The 15,850-nt window shown below is 40.1% G+C and carries 15 protein-coding genes; 11 read left to right on the top strand and 4 right to left on the bottom strand.

Translation table 11 applies throughout. The annotated features are described in order from the left end of the window. The first annotated feature begins 54 nt into the window (after positions 1 to 54). The 3 genes from EVU92_RS12660 to EVU92_RS12650 are packed head-to-tail and all read left to right on the top strand — an operon-like array spanning position 55 to position 1,234. Positions 55 to 486, top strand: coding sequence for a DUF3859 domain-containing protein (locus tag EVU92_RS12660; protein ID WP_130051526.1), 432 nt, complete (start codon positions 55 to 57; stop codon positions 484 to 486). Between the two features lie 20 nt (positions 487 to 506). After that, a complete protein-coding gene (locus tag EVU92_RS12655; protein WP_130051525.1) occupies positions 507 to 917 on the top strand; it encodes a GFA family protein in 411 nt (136 codons plus the stop codon). A 5-nt stretch (positions 918 to 922) separates the two neighbouring features. Continuing rightward, the gene (locus EVU92_RS12650; RefSeq protein WP_175580369.1) at positions 923 to 1,234 is read left to right on the top strand and encodes an antibiotic biosynthesis monooxygenase; all 312 of its coding nucleotides are present in this window, start codon (positions 923 to 925) and stop codon (positions 1,232 to 1,234) included. Between the two features lie 631 nt (positions 1,235 to 1,865). Here the strand turns inward: EVU92_RS12650 and EVU92_RS12645 are convergent. Together EVU92_RS12645 and EVU92_RS12640 are read right to left on the bottom strand one after the other, a co-directional pair. Next, positions 1,866 to 3,074, bottom strand: coding sequence for a porin (locus EVU92_RS12645; RefSeq protein WP_130051523.1), 1,209 nt, complete (start codon positions 3,072 to 3,074; stop codon positions 1,866 to 1,868). Between the two features lie 171 nt (positions 3,075 to 3,245). After that, a complete protein-coding gene (locus EVU92_RS12640) occupies positions 3,246 to 3,767 on the bottom strand; it encodes a TetR/AcrR family transcriptional regulator (RefSeq protein WP_130051522.1) in 522 nt (173 codons plus the stop codon). A 207-nt stretch (positions 3,768 to 3,974) separates the two neighbouring features. Here EVU92_RS12640 and EVU92_RS12635 point away from each other — a divergent pair, with 207 nt between their 5' ends. From EVU92_RS12635 to EVU92_RS12600, 7 genes are all read left to right on the top strand, one after another. Beyond that, positions 3,975 to 5,561 (top strand): ABC-F family ATPase, encoded by a 1,587-nt coding sequence (locus EVU92_RS12635; RefSeq protein ID WP_130052292.1) that lies wholly within the window; start codon positions 3,975 to 3,977, stop codon positions 5,559 to 5,561. Positions 5,562 to 5,709: 148 nt separating this feature from the next. Next, positions 5,710 to 6,192, top strand: a complete 483-nt coding sequence (gene purE / locus EVU92_RS12630; protein ID WP_054553887.1) for a 5-(carboxyamino)imidazole ribonucleotide mutase — start codon at positions 5,710 to 5,712, stop codon at positions 6,190 to 6,192. A gap of 1 nt (position 6,193) precedes the next feature. Beyond that, positions 6,194 to 7,342: a 5-(carboxyamino)imidazole ribonucleotide synthase gene (locus EVU92_RS12625; protein ID WP_130051521.1), complete on the top strand. Its 1,149-nt coding sequence runs from the start codon at positions 6,194 to 6,196 to the stop codon at positions 7,340 to 7,342. Positions 7,343 to 7,659: 317 nt separating this feature from the next. Continuing rightward, positions 7,660 to 7,890, top strand: coding sequence for a DUF2798 domain-containing protein (locus EVU92_RS12615; RefSeq protein ID WP_130051519.1), 231 nt, complete (start codon positions 7,660 to 7,662; stop codon positions 7,888 to 7,890). Further along, entirely contained in the window at positions 7,887 to 8,819 is a 933-nt protein-coding gene (locus tag EVU92_RS12610) for a putative sulfate exporter family transporter (RefSeq protein ID WP_205987932.1), read from the top strand. The genes EVU92_RS12615 and EVU92_RS12610 overlap by 4 nt, the downstream gene beginning before the upstream one ends. Continuing rightward, on the top strand, positions 8,816 to 9,979 hold the full coding sequence (locus EVU92_RS12605; RefSeq protein ID WP_130051517.1) for an endonuclease/exonuclease/phosphatase family protein: 1,164 nt from the start codon (positions 8,816 to 8,818) through the stop codon (positions 9,977 to 9,979). The genes EVU92_RS12610 and EVU92_RS12605 overlap by 4 nt, the downstream gene beginning before the upstream one ends. 105 nt (positions 9,980 to 10,084) lie before the next feature. Next, positions 10,085 to 12,577 carry a prolyl oligopeptidase family serine peptidase gene (locus tag EVU92_RS12600; protein WP_130051516.1) on the top strand — a complete coding sequence of 831 codons (2,493 nt, stop codon included), beginning with the start codon at positions 10,085 to 10,087 and terminating at the stop codon, positions 12,575 to 12,577. A 73-nt stretch (positions 12,578 to 12,650) separates the two neighbouring features. On the opposite strand, the gene EVU92_RS12595 is transcribed toward EVU92_RS12600, so the two are convergent. Then, entirely contained in the window at positions 12,651 to 13,244 is a 594-nt protein-coding gene (locus EVU92_RS12595) for a hypothetical protein (RefSeq protein WP_130051515.1), read from the bottom strand. A gap of 53 nt (positions 13,245 to 13,297) precedes the next feature. After that, a complete protein-coding gene (gene rrtA / locus EVU92_RS12590) occupies positions 13,298 to 13,882 on the bottom strand; it encodes a rhombosortase (protein ID WP_130051514.1) in 585 nt (194 codons plus the stop codon). Between the two features lie 85 nt (positions 13,883 to 13,967). Between rrtA and ggt the strand changes: the two genes are divergently transcribed. After that, on the top strand, positions 13,968 to 15,725 hold the full coding sequence (ggt, locus tag EVU92_RS12585) for a gamma-glutamyltransferase (protein WP_130051513.1): 1,758 nt from the start codon (positions 13,968 to 13,970) through the stop codon (positions 15,723 to 15,725). Positions 15,726 to 15,850: the final 125 nt, after the last annotated feature.

Raw genomic sequence — 15,850 nt, 5'->3', positions numbered from 1 at the left:
CTAGTATTGCTACTATAAAATGGCGTCTCATTTTAAAAAGGAGCGCTTGCAACGATGGCAAAAGCCAAACCAATTATCAGTATTGAAAGTTATGGCATTTACAGCCATTGGGATGCAAAAGAGAAAGACCTGCCTCAAATCACCGAGTTTACAACAGACGTTCCGGCACAGTTAGATATTGAATTTGGTTTTATTGTTAACATTAAAAAGGCCAAAGGACAAAAAATAAAGTTTTGCGTTTACCATCCAGATATCCCAGATGAAGATGGCGAGATCATGCCACCATTTGAGGGCGAACAGTACGTTAAAACAAACGATTGGCAGTTTTACTTAGGTGATACTATATGGGCACCTGTTGATAATAAAGTTGGCATTTGGCGCATGACTATTGAGTTAAATGGTCATATAATTGCCGATAAATCCTTTAACTTATTAAAGGAAGCCGAAGGTACAGCCACTGATTTTTGGAAGCATCGCGGCTATTAATCTTTAATCTGAGAGGGACTATGTATCAAGGACGTTGCTTGTGCAGTAAAGTAAGAGTTACTATTGCTGGTGGCATAGACTCAATTATTCATTGTCATTGCTCTTTATGTCGTAAAAATTCAGGCACAGCCTACGCAACCAATGGATTTATTCAACGAGATGGTTTTAACCTCACAGAGGGCAAGCAGCATCTGAGCGCCTTTGAATTTAAACCCGGTAGAATTCGTTATTTTTGTAGCTGCTGTGGATCACCAGTTTATAGTGAGAATAAAGAAGACCCAAGCCGTTTACGTATTCGCTTAGGTTTGTTAGATAGCGATATAAACGAGCGTCCGATCAGCCATAACTTTGTAAGTTCTAAAGCAAACTGGGATACGTTTGACGCAGAAATACCATGCTATGATGGTTTTGAACCAAGTAGAGCGAAGTAATAGCCATGATTGCGAATACACCTAAACCGCCTTATTACGCCGTAATTTTTACGAATATCTTATCTGAGGATACCGCTGGGTATGAAGAAGTGGCCAATAGAATGGTTGAGCTTGCAGAGCAACAACCAGGGTATTTAGGCATGGAGTCTGTTCGTGATGGTTTGGGTATTACGGTATCGTATTGGCAAAGCTTAGATGCGATAAAAGCCTGGAAACAAAACATTGAGCACTTAAACGCCCAACAGCTCGGCAGAGACAAATGGTACAGCGCCTTTACAACGCGTATTGCTAAAGTAGAACGTGATTATTCATTGTGATACATAGTAGCCTTATTAAGAACACATCATACTCTATTTGGTTTAACTTCAACCTCAGCATAACCTAAAATTTAAGCTTTTTAATATACAGGGTGAGGGCGTGATAGGGTACGAATAATATACTCGTGAAATGATTTGGAATAATCACAAGTATTCCTTATGCATAAATGAAAAATCATTTTTCTTTCTATATTTGCAATATCAATGGCTTGCAAACTTTAAGGTCATCTTTTTTGTCTTGATGAATGACAGATAGGCAAAGGTTTAAACCTTTGTTTTTAAATACACTTAATGCTTTTTTAATTTAAATGTACTTAATGTAACTAGCATCACACCAATAGCAAAGCCCATAACTAAACCACCAGATAAATCGGAGCTAACACCTAAAACAGTATCCGATTCTCTGACATGTGTTAGCCAGTAAAAGAGCAGAAATGAAACGCTAGAGATTGCACAGAGAAGAATAAGTTTGGTCCTGTTAGACATATTAACCTCAATTATTTTCATTTTTTTAGTTTTATGAATGTTAAGTAATAGCATTTGTTGGTTGATATTGCGACAAAAAAAATGTATTGCAGTATTTTTATCGTGAGTTAAAGCCCACAAAAGTGGGCTTTAGTGTTAATCGTGATTACAAAGTGTAATTAAAACCAATGGCAATACCGTCATCTTCGGTTTGTGACATCTGTGCTTCTTGCTCAGCGTCATTACTCGAAAAGTCGCTAAAGTCTTTACGGGCTTCAATATATAAAATGGTATCTTCTGCCATGAAGTAGTGCGCACCAATTACTGCAAATTGACGCTTAAATACATCTTCAGGATCGGCATTAAAGTTTGGCTGAATAACATAGTCATCGCCGGCATCAAATACGTTATAAGCTACAAAGGTACGAATGTCATTATCAAAGCGATAGCTGAAGATAGACTCCAAACCAACGGCATCTTTAATTAAGCGACCTAAGTTGTCAGTATCGTGGTTTTCGTTTTTATTTATATTCGCTGATGCATACCAACCAGGTTTATAAAAATCACCATAGGTAATGCCCATACCATAAATTAAATCATTTACAGATTGGTTTCTCCCACCTGCATACACGATATCAAACTGACCGCGGTTAACACCCGCAGTTACTTTTAAATTAGGGCTAACCGAGTAGGTGAGTGCAGCGCCATAAGTAGAATTAAATTCTACTTTTTGTGCGGCGTTATTTCCTTGGTTCCAAAGGACCTCACATGATCTCATTGATATATCAACGATATCACAGGTATAAAAGTCATCAGATTTCAGTTGTGCTTGAAGCGCTAAATGAAAATTACCCCAGGTATTGCGATACTGCAGTACTTTATCGCCGCGACCTGTGCCATTTACAGCACCGTCATCTTTATTGTAGGTATAAACACCTGCAGCATTACCATCCCATACTAAGCTGTAGTTGGTGTTGTAAACTACGTCGTACCATACACCCCATTGTTTACCTAAAGTGACTTGGCCGTAATCGTCATGTTTAAGACCAACATAGCCTAAACGGTTATATAAAAACTCATCTTGAATTGATTCAAAGCGATTGCTGTATACGATATCGCTGCTACCAACAGGGTTAACACCCCATTCAAGTAAAGCAAAAGCTTGCCAGCCGTTTTTTAATTGGCGCTTAAAATCAAAATTAATGCGTGATGCACCGTTTACTACCTCAGTTTCGCCTTGCGTATTAATAATTCTTGCATCGATAAAGCCACCAACAGTAACGCTATTGGTTTGGTCGTTATAGATTTCGATGGCATTGGCTGTCGGTATGGCAATCATGCCTGCAACAAATAAGGCAGTGTGTGTTCTTTTCATAAAGTACCTTGATTAATAATTGTCCCTAATAGGTATAATTTAGTTAAAGGTAGGAGATTATCAAAGCTAAAATAGGGTAAAAAGTGAAAAATTATCATGCAACAAAGCGTCTTTGAGGAAAAATTATTCATTTTAGGTTCACTATATTGAATTATCAATGAGTTACCAAGGCTAAAAAATAGACACTTTCTGGCTTAGCGTTCTAAGCATTAATTTAGTATTTGGTGTTTCGGCACCTAGACCATATAACAAGGTCATAAAATAGCAGTCGAGTAATATCGCTGCTTTTACTTTATTAAATTGCGGCTGGTCGGCAAAAACTAATGATTGTATTAGCTCCATGTGCTGTTGCTGGAATGGTTGCGAAAACAATCGCTGGCTAAAAAGCACTTTATAAAAGCGATGATGTAAACAATAAAACTGATAAAAATATTGCGCGTAATGATTAATCTTTAAGCGAGCAGGGCGGTGTATATCCGTTTCTTTGGCGCGTTCTAGCACATCATTAAATTTATCATCAAGGCATGCTTCTAAAATAGCCACTTTATCAGAGAAATGATTAAACAAGGTGCCCACTGCTATGTTGCTTGCTGCAGAAATTTGCCTCGTTGAAGTATCATTAAACCCTTGCTCAGTAAATAGATGCCAAGCCGCCTCTAAAATACGTTGGTGAGTATCTGCATGTTTGCTCATTCTTAACCTACTGTTTATAAATAGTTATATTAAAAGTGAGCGTGCTCATATGGTTAAGTGAGCGCGCTCATTAAAGGTAGTCGCTAGGTGTGAGCTTGTAAAATTAGCGGGGGTATTTAATTAAACTTTCATGGCGTGCTAAGCGGCTTTAGTTTAAAATTGCCCGCAGTTTCGTTTTTACTTTTTTACCCGCTGGAGGGTACCGCTATCATTAGTACAGCTAATATCACCATGCAATTTGGTGCTAAACCTTTATTCGAAAATATTTCAGCAAAATTTGGCGATGGTAACCGTTACGGTTTAATCGGTGCGAATGGCTGTGGTAAATCAACCTTCATGAAAATCCTAAGTGGTGAACTTGAGCCATCTTCAGGTAATGTCAGCACAGATCCAAACGAACGTATTGCAAAACTAAATCAAGACCAGTTTGCTTACGAAGAGTTTTCTGTAATCGACACAGTAATCATGGGTCATAAAGAGCTGTGGGAAGTAAAAAAAGAGCGTGACCGTATTTACAGCCTACCTGAGATGAGCGAAGAAGACGGCATGAAAGTGGCTGATCTTGAAACTGAGTTTGCCGAAATGGATGGTTACTCAGCAGAAGCTAAAGCAGGTGAGTTACTAATTGGTGTAGGTATTGGTACAGAGCAACATTACGGCCCTATGTCTGAAATCGCACCGGGTTTTAAACTGCGTGTGTTACTTGCACAAGTGCTGTTTTCTGATCCAGATATCATGCTACTGGATGAGCCTACCAATAACTTGGACATATACACCATCAAGTGGTTAGAAGACGTGTTAAACCAGCGCGACTGTACTATGATCATCATTTCGCACGACCGTCACTTCTTAAACTCTGTATGTACACACATGGCTGACATCGATTATGGCGAGCTTCGTATTTACCCTGGTAACTACGATGAGTACATGTTTGCAGCAACGCAAGCTCGTGAGCGACTACTTAGCGAAAACGCGAAGAAGAAAAGCCAAATTGCTGAGCTTCAACAATTCGTATCGCGCTTCTCTGCGAACGCTTCAAAAGCAAAGCAAGCAACATCACGTGCGAAACAAATCGATAAAATTCAGCTCGAAGAAGTTAAAGCATCTTCTCGTCAAAGTCCGTTTATTCGCTTTGAGCAAGAGAAGCAGTTATTCCGTAATGCGTTAGAGCTAACTAACTTAGCGCAAGGTTTCGAAGAGACCTTATTCAGCGGCCTTGAAGGCTTAGTTGAAGTAGGTGAGCGTATTGCGATTATCGGTGAGAACGGTGTTGGTAAAACAACATTATTAAATACTTTAGCTGGTCGTTTAGCACCAAAACAAGGTGAATTTAAATGGTCTGATAACGCTAATATTGGTTATTACGCACAAGACCATGCTGACGAGTTCGAACAAGACATGAACTTATTTGAGTGGATGGAACAATGGCAACAAGAAGGTGACGACGAACAAGTTGTTCGTAGTTTCTTAGGTCGTATGCTGTTTTCACAAAACGACATCAAAAAGTCAGTAAAAGTGATTTCAGGTGGTGAGCAAGGCCGTATGCTGTTTGGCAAAATTATGATGCATAAACCAAACATCTTATTAATGGATGAGCCAACCAACCACATGGACATGGAATCTATCGAAGCGCTTAACTTAGCACTTGAAGCATACGAAGGGACATTATTGTTCGTATCACACGATAGACAATTTGTATCATCGCTTGCTAACCGTATTTGGGAAATCAAAGACGGCAAAGTTATCGACTTTAAAGGTACATACACTGAGTACCTAGCAAGCAAAGAAGCTTAATTAGCTGATGAGTGATTAAAAGCCATGCATGTCATGGCTTTTTTGTGCTTCTAGAGTCGCATCTTGATGTGAGTTAGGTATATAATACCCGCCACAAAATAAGGACAAAAGTCCGCTTTTTAGAAAACAATTTAACTGAGGTGTATTTATGACTGTTGGCATTATTATGGGTTCCAAATCAGACTGGCCAACGATGGAACATGCGGCGTTAATGCTAGAAAAATTCGGCATTGAATACGAAACTAAAGTTGTTTCTGCTCACCGTACCCCTCAATTACTTGCTGACTATGCAAGCTCAGCTGCAGATCGCGGTATTAAAATTATTATTGCTGGTGCAGGTGGTGCAGCGCACTTACCTGGTATGGCTGCTGCGTTTACATCACTGCCAGTTTTAGGTGTACCAGTTAAATCTAAAACACTAAATGGTGTAGATTCTTTATTATCTATTTGCCAAATGCCTAAAGGTGTTGCGGTAGGTACTCTTGCAATAGGTGAAGCTGGCGCTGCTAATGCAGGCCTTTTAGCGGCACAAATTTTAGGTTGCCAACAGCCTGAAATCTTCGCAAAAGTTGAAGCATTCCGTAAAGAACAAACAGACACAATCTTAGCTAACCCTAATCCTGCAGAGTAATATGAATATTCTAATTTTAGGTGCAGGCCAGTTAGCTCGTATGATGAGCTTAGCGGGTGCACCGCTTGATTTAAATGTTGTTGCCTACGATGTGGGTAGTAAAAAAATCATTCACCCATTAACTGGTGAAGTTCGTAACAGCACATTACAACAAGCTATTGATAACGCAGACGCTATCACCGCAGAGTTTGAACACATTCCTGATGATGTACTAACACTGTGCTGTCAAAGCAATAAGTTTTATCCGGGTAAAGCGGCAATTAAAACAGGTGGCGACCGCGCACTTGAAAAAGCATTACTTGATAAAACAAATGTTGAGTGTGCGCCTTACCAATTAATTACAGAAAAAGCGCACCTTATCGCTGCTGTAGAGCGCTTAGGCAAGCCGCTTGTGATCAAAACCTGCCAAGCGGGTTACGATGGTAAAGGCCAATGGCGCTTAAAGTCAGATGACCAAATTGACCAAATCTGGTCAGAAATGGCAGATTTCATTGCATCTGGCACCGAGAGTGCTCCGCACTCTATTATCGCAGAGAAGATGATCCCATTTGACCGTGAAGTATCTATCATTGGTGCACGCGACAAAGCGGGTAACACAGTTATTTACCCATTAACTGAAAATCAACACACCAATGGTGTGCTTACGCTTTCAGTTGCGGGTAAAGAAAAAGCAGCGATTCAAGAACAAGCCGAGCTTGCATTTAACAAGTTAGCGCAAGAGCTTGACTATGTAGGTGTATTAGCAATCGAGTTTTTTGATGTACAAGGTACGTTATTAGTTAACGAAATTGCGCCACGCGTTCATAACTCTGGTCACTGGACACAGCAGGGCACACATTGCTCACAGTTTGAAAACCACATGCGTGCTGTTGCAGGTTTACCACTAGGTAGTACAGAGTGTCTTCGTCCTACTGCTATGATCAACGTATTAGGTCAGCCTTCAATCCCACACTCAGTACTGGCAACGCAAGACGTTACTAGTCACTGGTATGGTAAAACGGCTAAACCGGGTCGTAAGATGGGTCATATCAATGTATCAGCTGATAACCTTCACCAATTAGGTGAGCGTTTAGCAGCACTTGCCGAAATCTTGCCTGAGCAAGACTACCCAGGTGTAGCTGCTACCAGCACCCAACTTATTTTAAACTAATCAGTTTAAATTCTTAAAAGCCGAGTTTGTCTCGGCTTTTTAATCTCTATAACTTATACCAATCCGCAATAATACTTAATCATTTTGAGGGATTAAACCTGTCGCTACCTGCGTTAAAAATTTCTCATTTAGAACAACTAAATAACGAAATTTTTGCTTTGTTATCAACAAGGTTTTCTTGCCTCAAAATAGACTACTTAATTAAGCGAATTGGTATTACCCGCAAACTTCGCTAATTTTGTACCTCTTGTCTCAAAGCACTTGCGTCAGGAACATCTTGCTATAGACTAATATTTTTATATTAATATTAGTTCGTTATGTTACATCCTCGATTTAGAACAGTCGTATTTGCGTTCTTTATGGCGCTGTTTATGTCTGGATTTATGTCTTTAGTGATCAGTATTTTTAACCTTGGTTTAATCGATAACATTGCAGCCATTTGGCTTAAAGCATGGGCTTTTGCTTTTTGTGTCGCATTTCCTACCGTTATTTTAGTCGCACCTGTGGTTCATAAGTTAACCAATAAATTTATCAGAGCACCGTTGTGATAGCCGAACGCCCAAAACAATTTCTTTTTATTGCACTATTTTTAGCATCGGCCTTACCTTTTGTTGGCTCTGCTACGGCACTTGTTGTTGGCGCTTTGTTTGCTATGGTTTTAGGTAATCCATTTGCAGTTCAGTCACAAAAAATTAGTAAATGGATGCTAAAGTTAGCGGTTATTGGCTTAGGCTTTGCTGTTGATTTTAGTCAAGTAATAGAAGTAGGGCGCAGCTCAATTGTACTTACTATTGTCAGTATTACCGCGATTATTGGCCTTGGCGAAATTTTATCTCAGTTGTTTAAGTTAAATAAAAATACCGGTGTACTCATATCATTTGGTACTGCAATTTGTGGTGGTAGCGCAATTGCAGCAATGGCGCCAGTTATCAAGGCAAAAGATCACGAAGTCGCGATATCTTTAGCTGTAGTTTTTTTACTTAACGCACTTGGCTTGGTGTTATTTCCAATGATTGGTCATTATTTGGGCCTGACTGAGCATCAATTTGGGGTATGGGCGGCACTGGCTATTCACGATACTAGTAGTGTAGTTGGGGCCTCAGCTGCTTATGGCGCATCAGCTCTTGCAATTGCCACCACTATCAAGCTCACTAGAGCGATGTGGATCATACCGTATACTAGTATCGCAGGTGTTTTTTGGAAATCAGATGAAAAAGCCAGTATCCCATTGTTTATATTTGGTTTTTTAGCAGCTGCATTGATCAACTCAAGCTTCCCTGAGTACCAAACACTCTGGCATGCACTTAATGTTGGCGCTAAACAAGTTTTGGTAATGACCTTATTTTTGATTGGGAGTGGTTTATCAATTTCGGTCTTAAAACAAGCGGGCATTAAACCTTTTATCATGGCGATGATCTTATGGATCATTGTCAGCACTATTATTTTACTACTTATTGTAGACGGATTTATTTCATGAAAAACGCTTTATTAACTTCTTCAATAGCACTGACTGTAGGCTTATTTGCCAACAATGTATCGGCTGCTGATTTACGAGTTGCCACCTTTAACGTAAGTATGGACGCAACCAACTATGCAAAAAAAGGTGAAGCGATTGATAAAGATGCTTTAAGCAAAGCTTTAGCGAGCAACCACCAGCAAATACGCAACATTGCCGAAATAATTCAGCGTGTAAGACCGGATGTTATTTTACTTAATGAGTTTGATTATATTGATGCAGACAAAGGCATCAACGTATTTCGTAAAAACTACCTGCAAGTATCGCAAAATAAGCAGGTTGCTATCGATTACCCGTATTACTTTATTGCACCCGTTAACACCGGTTTAGCTACCGAGTTTGACCTAGATAACGATGGTGTAAAGGGGCATTACAAAGGTGATGCTCAGGGTTTTGGCTTCTTTGAGGGGCATTATGCAATGGCTGTATTGTCGCGCTATCCAATCGATTTAGATAAAGCGCGCACACTACAAACATTCAAATACAAAGACATGCCAAATGCACAAATGCCTATAGACCCTAAAACAGGTAAAGACTGGTATTCTGCGGAGGAATGGCAAGCAATTCACCTAAGCTCTAAATCATTTTGGGATTTACCAATTGATGTAAAAGGAAAAACGCTTCATTTGCTTGCTTCGCATCCAACCCCACCGGTTTTTGATGGTGATGAAGACCGTAACGGTAAGCGTAATCATGATGAAGTACGCCTGATTGCAGACTACATCAATAATGCTAACTATATTTATGATGATAAAGGCCAAAAAGGGGGCTTAAAAGCGAAAAGCCGCTTTGTGATTGTGGGTGATTTAAATGCTGCGCCAGAAGGGGGGAAGGCTCGCCCGAATACCACAGACCAAATTTTAAAAAACCCATTAGTGAATACCTCTTTTACGCCAACAAGCAAAGGTGCTAAAGAGTCGTATAAAGAAGATTTCGCTAAAAACTATACCGCTTATTGGCAAGCTCGTGCTGATTACGTATTACCATCAAATTATGGTATTGAGATTAACGATGGTGGGGTTTTTTGGCCACAGAAAAGCTCTGAACTGTTCCGTTTAATTAAAGATCGTAACGCATCGTCTGATCACCGTATGGTATGGCTTGATATCAGTTTAAAATAAGCAGTTATTAAACGGAAAAGTTTGGCTGTTTATCCTATAAAAATTGCTATTTCATCAGTGCTTCTGCTTAAATAGGGCGAATTATAATAACCCGTAAGAAGCACTATGAAATTCAAAACCACTGCTAATAAAACGTTAGTGGCTCTCGCAGTCGCATCTAGCTTCATGCTAGCAGGTTGTCAATCAACCGCCTCAACGCCTTCTGAAGAACAAGTTACCAATGTAGCCCCAGTTGTTGCTACTCCTGCTGATACAGGTTCAGCTGAAATCACGTTAGAGCAAGCAATGGCTCATCCTGATTGGTTAGGTCGTCAGCCTGAGCGTGCTTTCTGGAACGGTGATTCTAACAGTATCGTTTATGCACAAAAGCAACAAGGCAATGAGTTACGCGATTTATACGTTCAAGCGGTAAATAGCCAATCTGCATCACAATTAGCGTTAAATAAACTACACACTGTAGGCGCTAAAAACGCAGTTTACTCAGCAGATAAAAAGCAACAGGCTTATGCATTTGAAGGTAATATCTTCATTAAAAACTTAAGCACTGGACAAATTACGCAAATTACACACGACAGCGCAAAGCAATCAAAACCACAGTTTTTAACTGATGGTAGCCTTGCTTATCGCCAAGGTAATGCATTTTATAAAGTTGATTTAGCAACCGGTCGCCAAGTTGAATTAGTTAACTTACACCTAGATGATGCACCTAAAGGTGTACAAGAGCCAGACACTTATATTGCAAAAGAGCAACACAAACTAATTGATTACATTGCGCTTACTCATAAAAACAAAAAAGATCGTGAAGAGCGTAAAGCACAAATCAACGAACAAAACGACAGCATTGCTAACGCACAGTTTTACTTAGGTAAAGGTAAACGTTTAGCAGATGTACAGCTTTCACCAAATGGCCAAGCACTTGTTGCAGTAACCACAGAAAACCGCTCATGGCGCGATGAAGGCGATATCATGCCTAATTACATTGCCGATGATGCGCGCGTAAAAGCAGAAAAAGTTCGCCGTCGTGTTGCTGATGAAAAACCAATCAGCTCAGACGTTGTTTACATCGACCTTAAATCAGGCGAGCAAACAACCCTAGCATTCGATACTTTACCTGGTTTTGATGAAGACGTACTTGCAGCTGTTAAGAAAGAAAATTACGCTCGTGATGGCAAAACTTATAAGTCTGAAAAAGCACCACGTGCCATCAACCTAATGATGGATTGGGGTTGGGACCAGAGTGCTATCCAATGGAACACAGACGGTTCACAAGTGGCTCTTATGCTTGAAGCATGGGACAACAAAGACCGTTGGTTAGCCACTGTTGATACACAAAACAACAAGCTTGTTTCACAACACCGTCTACATGACGATGCGTGGGTAAACTATGCATACAATGATTTTGGTTGGTTGAACAACTCAGATACCCTTTACTATTTATCTGAAGAGTCTGGTTACAGCCACATTTACAAAAAGTCACTAAACGGTAAAGCAACGCAGCTAACTAAAGGCCAATTTGTTGTTTCTAACTTAACGTTAACGGATGATAACTCAGCGATTTACTACAAAGCTAACGTTGAGCACCCAGGTCTTTACGAAATCTATCGTGTAAACCCTGCAAACGGTGAATCTGAGCAAGTAACCAACCTCGATGGTATGACTGACTACCAGTTAAGCCCAGATGAAAGCAAACTATTGCTAACTCACTCAAAAATTATGTCGCCACCTGAGCTTTATGTTGCTGATGCAAAAGCAAATACCCAAGCAACTCAGTTAACGCACACGGTCTCTGATGAGTTCTTAGCGAAGAAACTAATCGCACCTAAGATTGTTGCTGTGCCTTCAAGCCACACTGATCAGCCAATTTACGCAAAAGTATATTACCCAGCTGATTATAAAGAAGGCGAAACGGGTAAAAACCGTAAAGCGGTTATCTTTAACCACGGTGCTGGTTACCTACAAAACTCACACATGGGTTGGTCTGGTTACTTCCGTGAGTTTATGTTCCACTCACTATTGGCTTCAGAAGGCTACGTAGTAATGGACATGGACTATCGTGCATCGAAAGGTTACGGCCGTGATTGGCGTACAGCTATTTACCGTCAAATGGGTACACCTGAGATTCAAGATTTAGCAGACGGCGTAAGCTGGATGGCAGACAATGCAAACGTAGATACACAAGCTGTAGGCACTTATGGTGGTTCTTACGGTGGTTTCATGACGTTTATGGCGCTATTCACACAACCTGATTTATTCAAAGCAGGTGCTGCACTTCGCCCGGTAACTGATTGGGCTCACTACAATGGTCCTTATACGTCTAACATCTTAAACCACCCAGATGTTGATCCAATTGCCTATGAAAAGAGCTCACCAATATATTTTGCTGAAGGTCTTAAGAGCCATTTATTGATTAATGCGCCTATGGTTGATGACAATGTATTCTTCCAAGACTCAGTACGTTTAGTACAGCGCTTAATTGAGCTTGAAAAAGAAAACTTTGAAACAGCTATCTTCCCAGTTGAACCACATGGTTTTGTACAACCATCAAGCTGGTTAGATGAATACCGCCGTATTCATAAGCTATTTAAAGAAACCCTGTAATCCAATAGCGTAAATGAAAAACAGCCACTTTAAGTGGCTGTTTTTGTTTGTAATAGAATTTATCTAAAAGGGGTTATTTGCAGTAAAATTCACTCACATCGAGCACAGTTTTACCTTCCTCTGAGTCGCTTTGAAAAATTAGATCATCCCCCTCTAGGCTCATTTCATAGTCTCTCATCCATGATAGATTGGCTATTAACTCCAATTCATAGCGATTAAAGGAAGCAGGGCACTTTAAATACACATAATGGTGCGCTTTTCCAAAAGCACCTGGGTCTGCTGTATAAACATAAAAAGTACGGTTATTAAAAGTTTGCTCTTGATAAATGTAATCTTTATTTGAGCTGAAAGTTGCATCCAAAAATACAACTAAGGACACTGCAATGAACATCAAACAAGCATACAAAAAGCTTATTATAATTAAGGTGTTGGCGATTATTCTATTGTTAAAAAGCGTTCTAACTTCTTGGTATTTCATGAGCAATAAAGTAAAGCCTAAAATAGATGAGCCAAGTATTATTACATTGGTTACCTGAGAAACATCACTCATATACCTAGGTGATACAAAATTTAAATTAATATATGAGCTTAAAAAGCAAAGCAGCAATGGGCCGTAAAGACAAAGCAAGATGAGGCTTAGATAAAAGCGGCCTTTATTTTCTTTCATTTAAAGTTCCTTTTTCTAGCTAATAAAGAGCTGTAATAAGAAAGCGAGTAAGGTTACTCGCGATTTTTTATTTTTTTTATAAAGACAGGTAAAGCCAATAGTGTGCCGCCAATTGCGCCGATAAAGTGGGCGTCAATGGCAACATTAGAGGCGATTAACTGACTCACCGAATCACTCGGGCCTGCTATTTGCTCCCAAATGACTTTAGCCCAAGTACCAGCAAACAATAACCAGCCGGAAATCACCCCTGCTTGAACGTCTTTAACGGCGCCCCAAATAATAACTCCGTGAAGCAATGCGCTTAATCCGGTGTAAATATAGATATCTGGACAAAATAGCCAAACACCTAAACCACACCACAATGCAAGAATAGCAATATTAAATGCATAACGAGCAGGGCTTGTATGCTCAGCATGCAAGGCCCAAATTAATAAAATCCCGGCACAATTCAGGCCTAAATGGGGCCAATTTGCGTGTACAAATTGGCTGGTGAAAATACGCCAAAATTCACCATTTGCAACTAAATCACGGTTAAATTCAAGATATTCATTTAAGTTGAAAGTTGCAAACAACGAACTAAGTAGTACTAAACACAAAGGAGGCAGAATATATTCTAGTTTCAGGGGCAGGTTTATCATGTTATTTTTATTGTATCTGAGATTGTCGCCTATTGTGCACGTTTAATTTTAAGATGCCAAATACACTACGGGATTAAGTTTATTTATGTTATTCAAAACCAAAGCGCTGTTAGCTCTGTCCACTTCATTAATTTATTCAACTGCTATTTTTGCTACCCCTGCAAAAGTTGAGACTCGCGAACCTGAAGCCGCAACAGGCTTTGCTCATAAACAGGTTGTTGAAGGCAATAAGTACATGGTCGCTGCCGCAAACCCTTATGCAGTTAAAGCTGGCCAAAAAATGCTTGAACTAGGTGGCTCTGCAGTTGATGCTGCAATTGCAACTCAACTTGTTTTAACACTGGTAGAACCGCAATCGTCGGGGATCGGTGGTGGTACATTTATGATGTACTTTGATAATAAAACAAAAAGCCTTACTAGTTTTGACGGTCGAGAAACTGCACCAAGTAACGCTGACGAAACACTCTTTTTAGATAAACACGGTAAAGCTGTGAAATGGATTGAAGCGGTGGTAGGCGGTCGCTCTGTAGGTGTACCTGGTATTTTAGATGCCTTTGCCACTGCTCATAAGCGTTACGGAAAGTTAGACTGGCAAACCTTGTTTGGCCCTGCTATTGAATTGGCTGATAAAGGCTTTGTTGTGTCGCCGCGTTTACATCAGTTACTCGCTAAAGAGTTAAACCCAGGGGTTACAAAGCTACCTGTTATTCGTGATTATTTCTTCCCAGATGGTAAACCGCTTGCTGTTGGCACTGTTAAGAAGAACCCAGAACTTGCCGCACTTTATAAAGATATTGCTAAACAAGGTATTGATGCTTTTTATAAAGGTGAAAACGCAAAAGAACTTGTCAATGCAGTGCAAAACTCAGTGGTAGCACCGGGTACTTTGAGTGTTGAAGACTTAGCTAATTACAAAAGCAAAGAACGAGCACCTGTATGTGTTGATTATCGCCAGTATGAGGTTTGTTCAATGGCTCCACCAAGTAGTGGTGGTGTAGCTGTATTACAGATTCTGGCCTTACTTGAACACAAAGATATGGCTAAGCTTAAACCAAATTCAGTTCAAGCTCTGCATTACTTTACACAAGCATCGCGTTTAGCGTTTGCAGATCGTAACGTGTATATGGGCGACCCTGATTTTATGCCAATCCCTACACAAGGTTTACTTGATAAAGGTTACCTTGCAGGTCGAGCAAAGCTTATCTCTGAAAAAGATGCCCACGCTGAAGCAGGCACACCACCAAACTCACTTGCTTATGCACAGGATGATGCTTACGAATTACCATCAACCACCCATGTATCGATTGTGGATAGCCAAGGTAATGCAGTGTCAATGACAAGTTCTATCGAAATGGCATTTGGTTCAACAGTAATGGTGAACGGGTATATTTTGAACAATCAGCTAACTGACTTTGCTTTATCACCAACAAAAAATGGTAAGCCGTTAGCCAATCGTGTTGAAGCAGGTAAACGTCCGCGTAGTTCAATGTCGCCAGTAATGGTGTTTAACAAAGATGGCAGCTTACGCTTGGTAGTCGGTTCACCGGGTGGTAGCCGCATTATTGATTACGTTGCTCAAGTGGTTGTGGGTGTGCTTGATTGGAACTTAGATGCGCAAACTGCAATTAACTTACCGCGCATTACTAATCGTAATAATTACACAAGCCTAGAAAAGGGCACTGAACTTGCCAACGCTGAAGCCGAATTTGTTAATCGTGGACATACAGTTCGTATCTTAGATTTAAACTCTGGTTTACATGCTGTTGAAGTAAAAGACGGTAAGCTTTATGGCGCAGCCGATCCTCGCCGTGAAGGCATCGCTTTAAGTGATAAAAGCCACTAAAAACAAGCTCAGCAGCCTTAAAGCTGCTGAGTTTTCATGTATACTATCTAGTAAGCTCTTTAGAGCATAAAATTCATTTTCTTCAATGGTCTGACAAGGTGAATTGTCATTGCAATTTCGCCTTC

Source organism: Pseudoalteromonas sp. MEBiC 03485 (assembly GCF_004195145.1).
In the GTDB taxonomy this organism is placed as follows: Bacteria; Pseudomonadota; Gammaproteobacteria; order Enterobacterales; family Alteromonadaceae; genus Pseudoalteromonas; species Pseudoalteromonas apostichopi.
The sequence above is the reverse complement of the archived record's forward strand: the minus strand, read 5'-3'. Positions and strand labels throughout refer to the sequence as shown.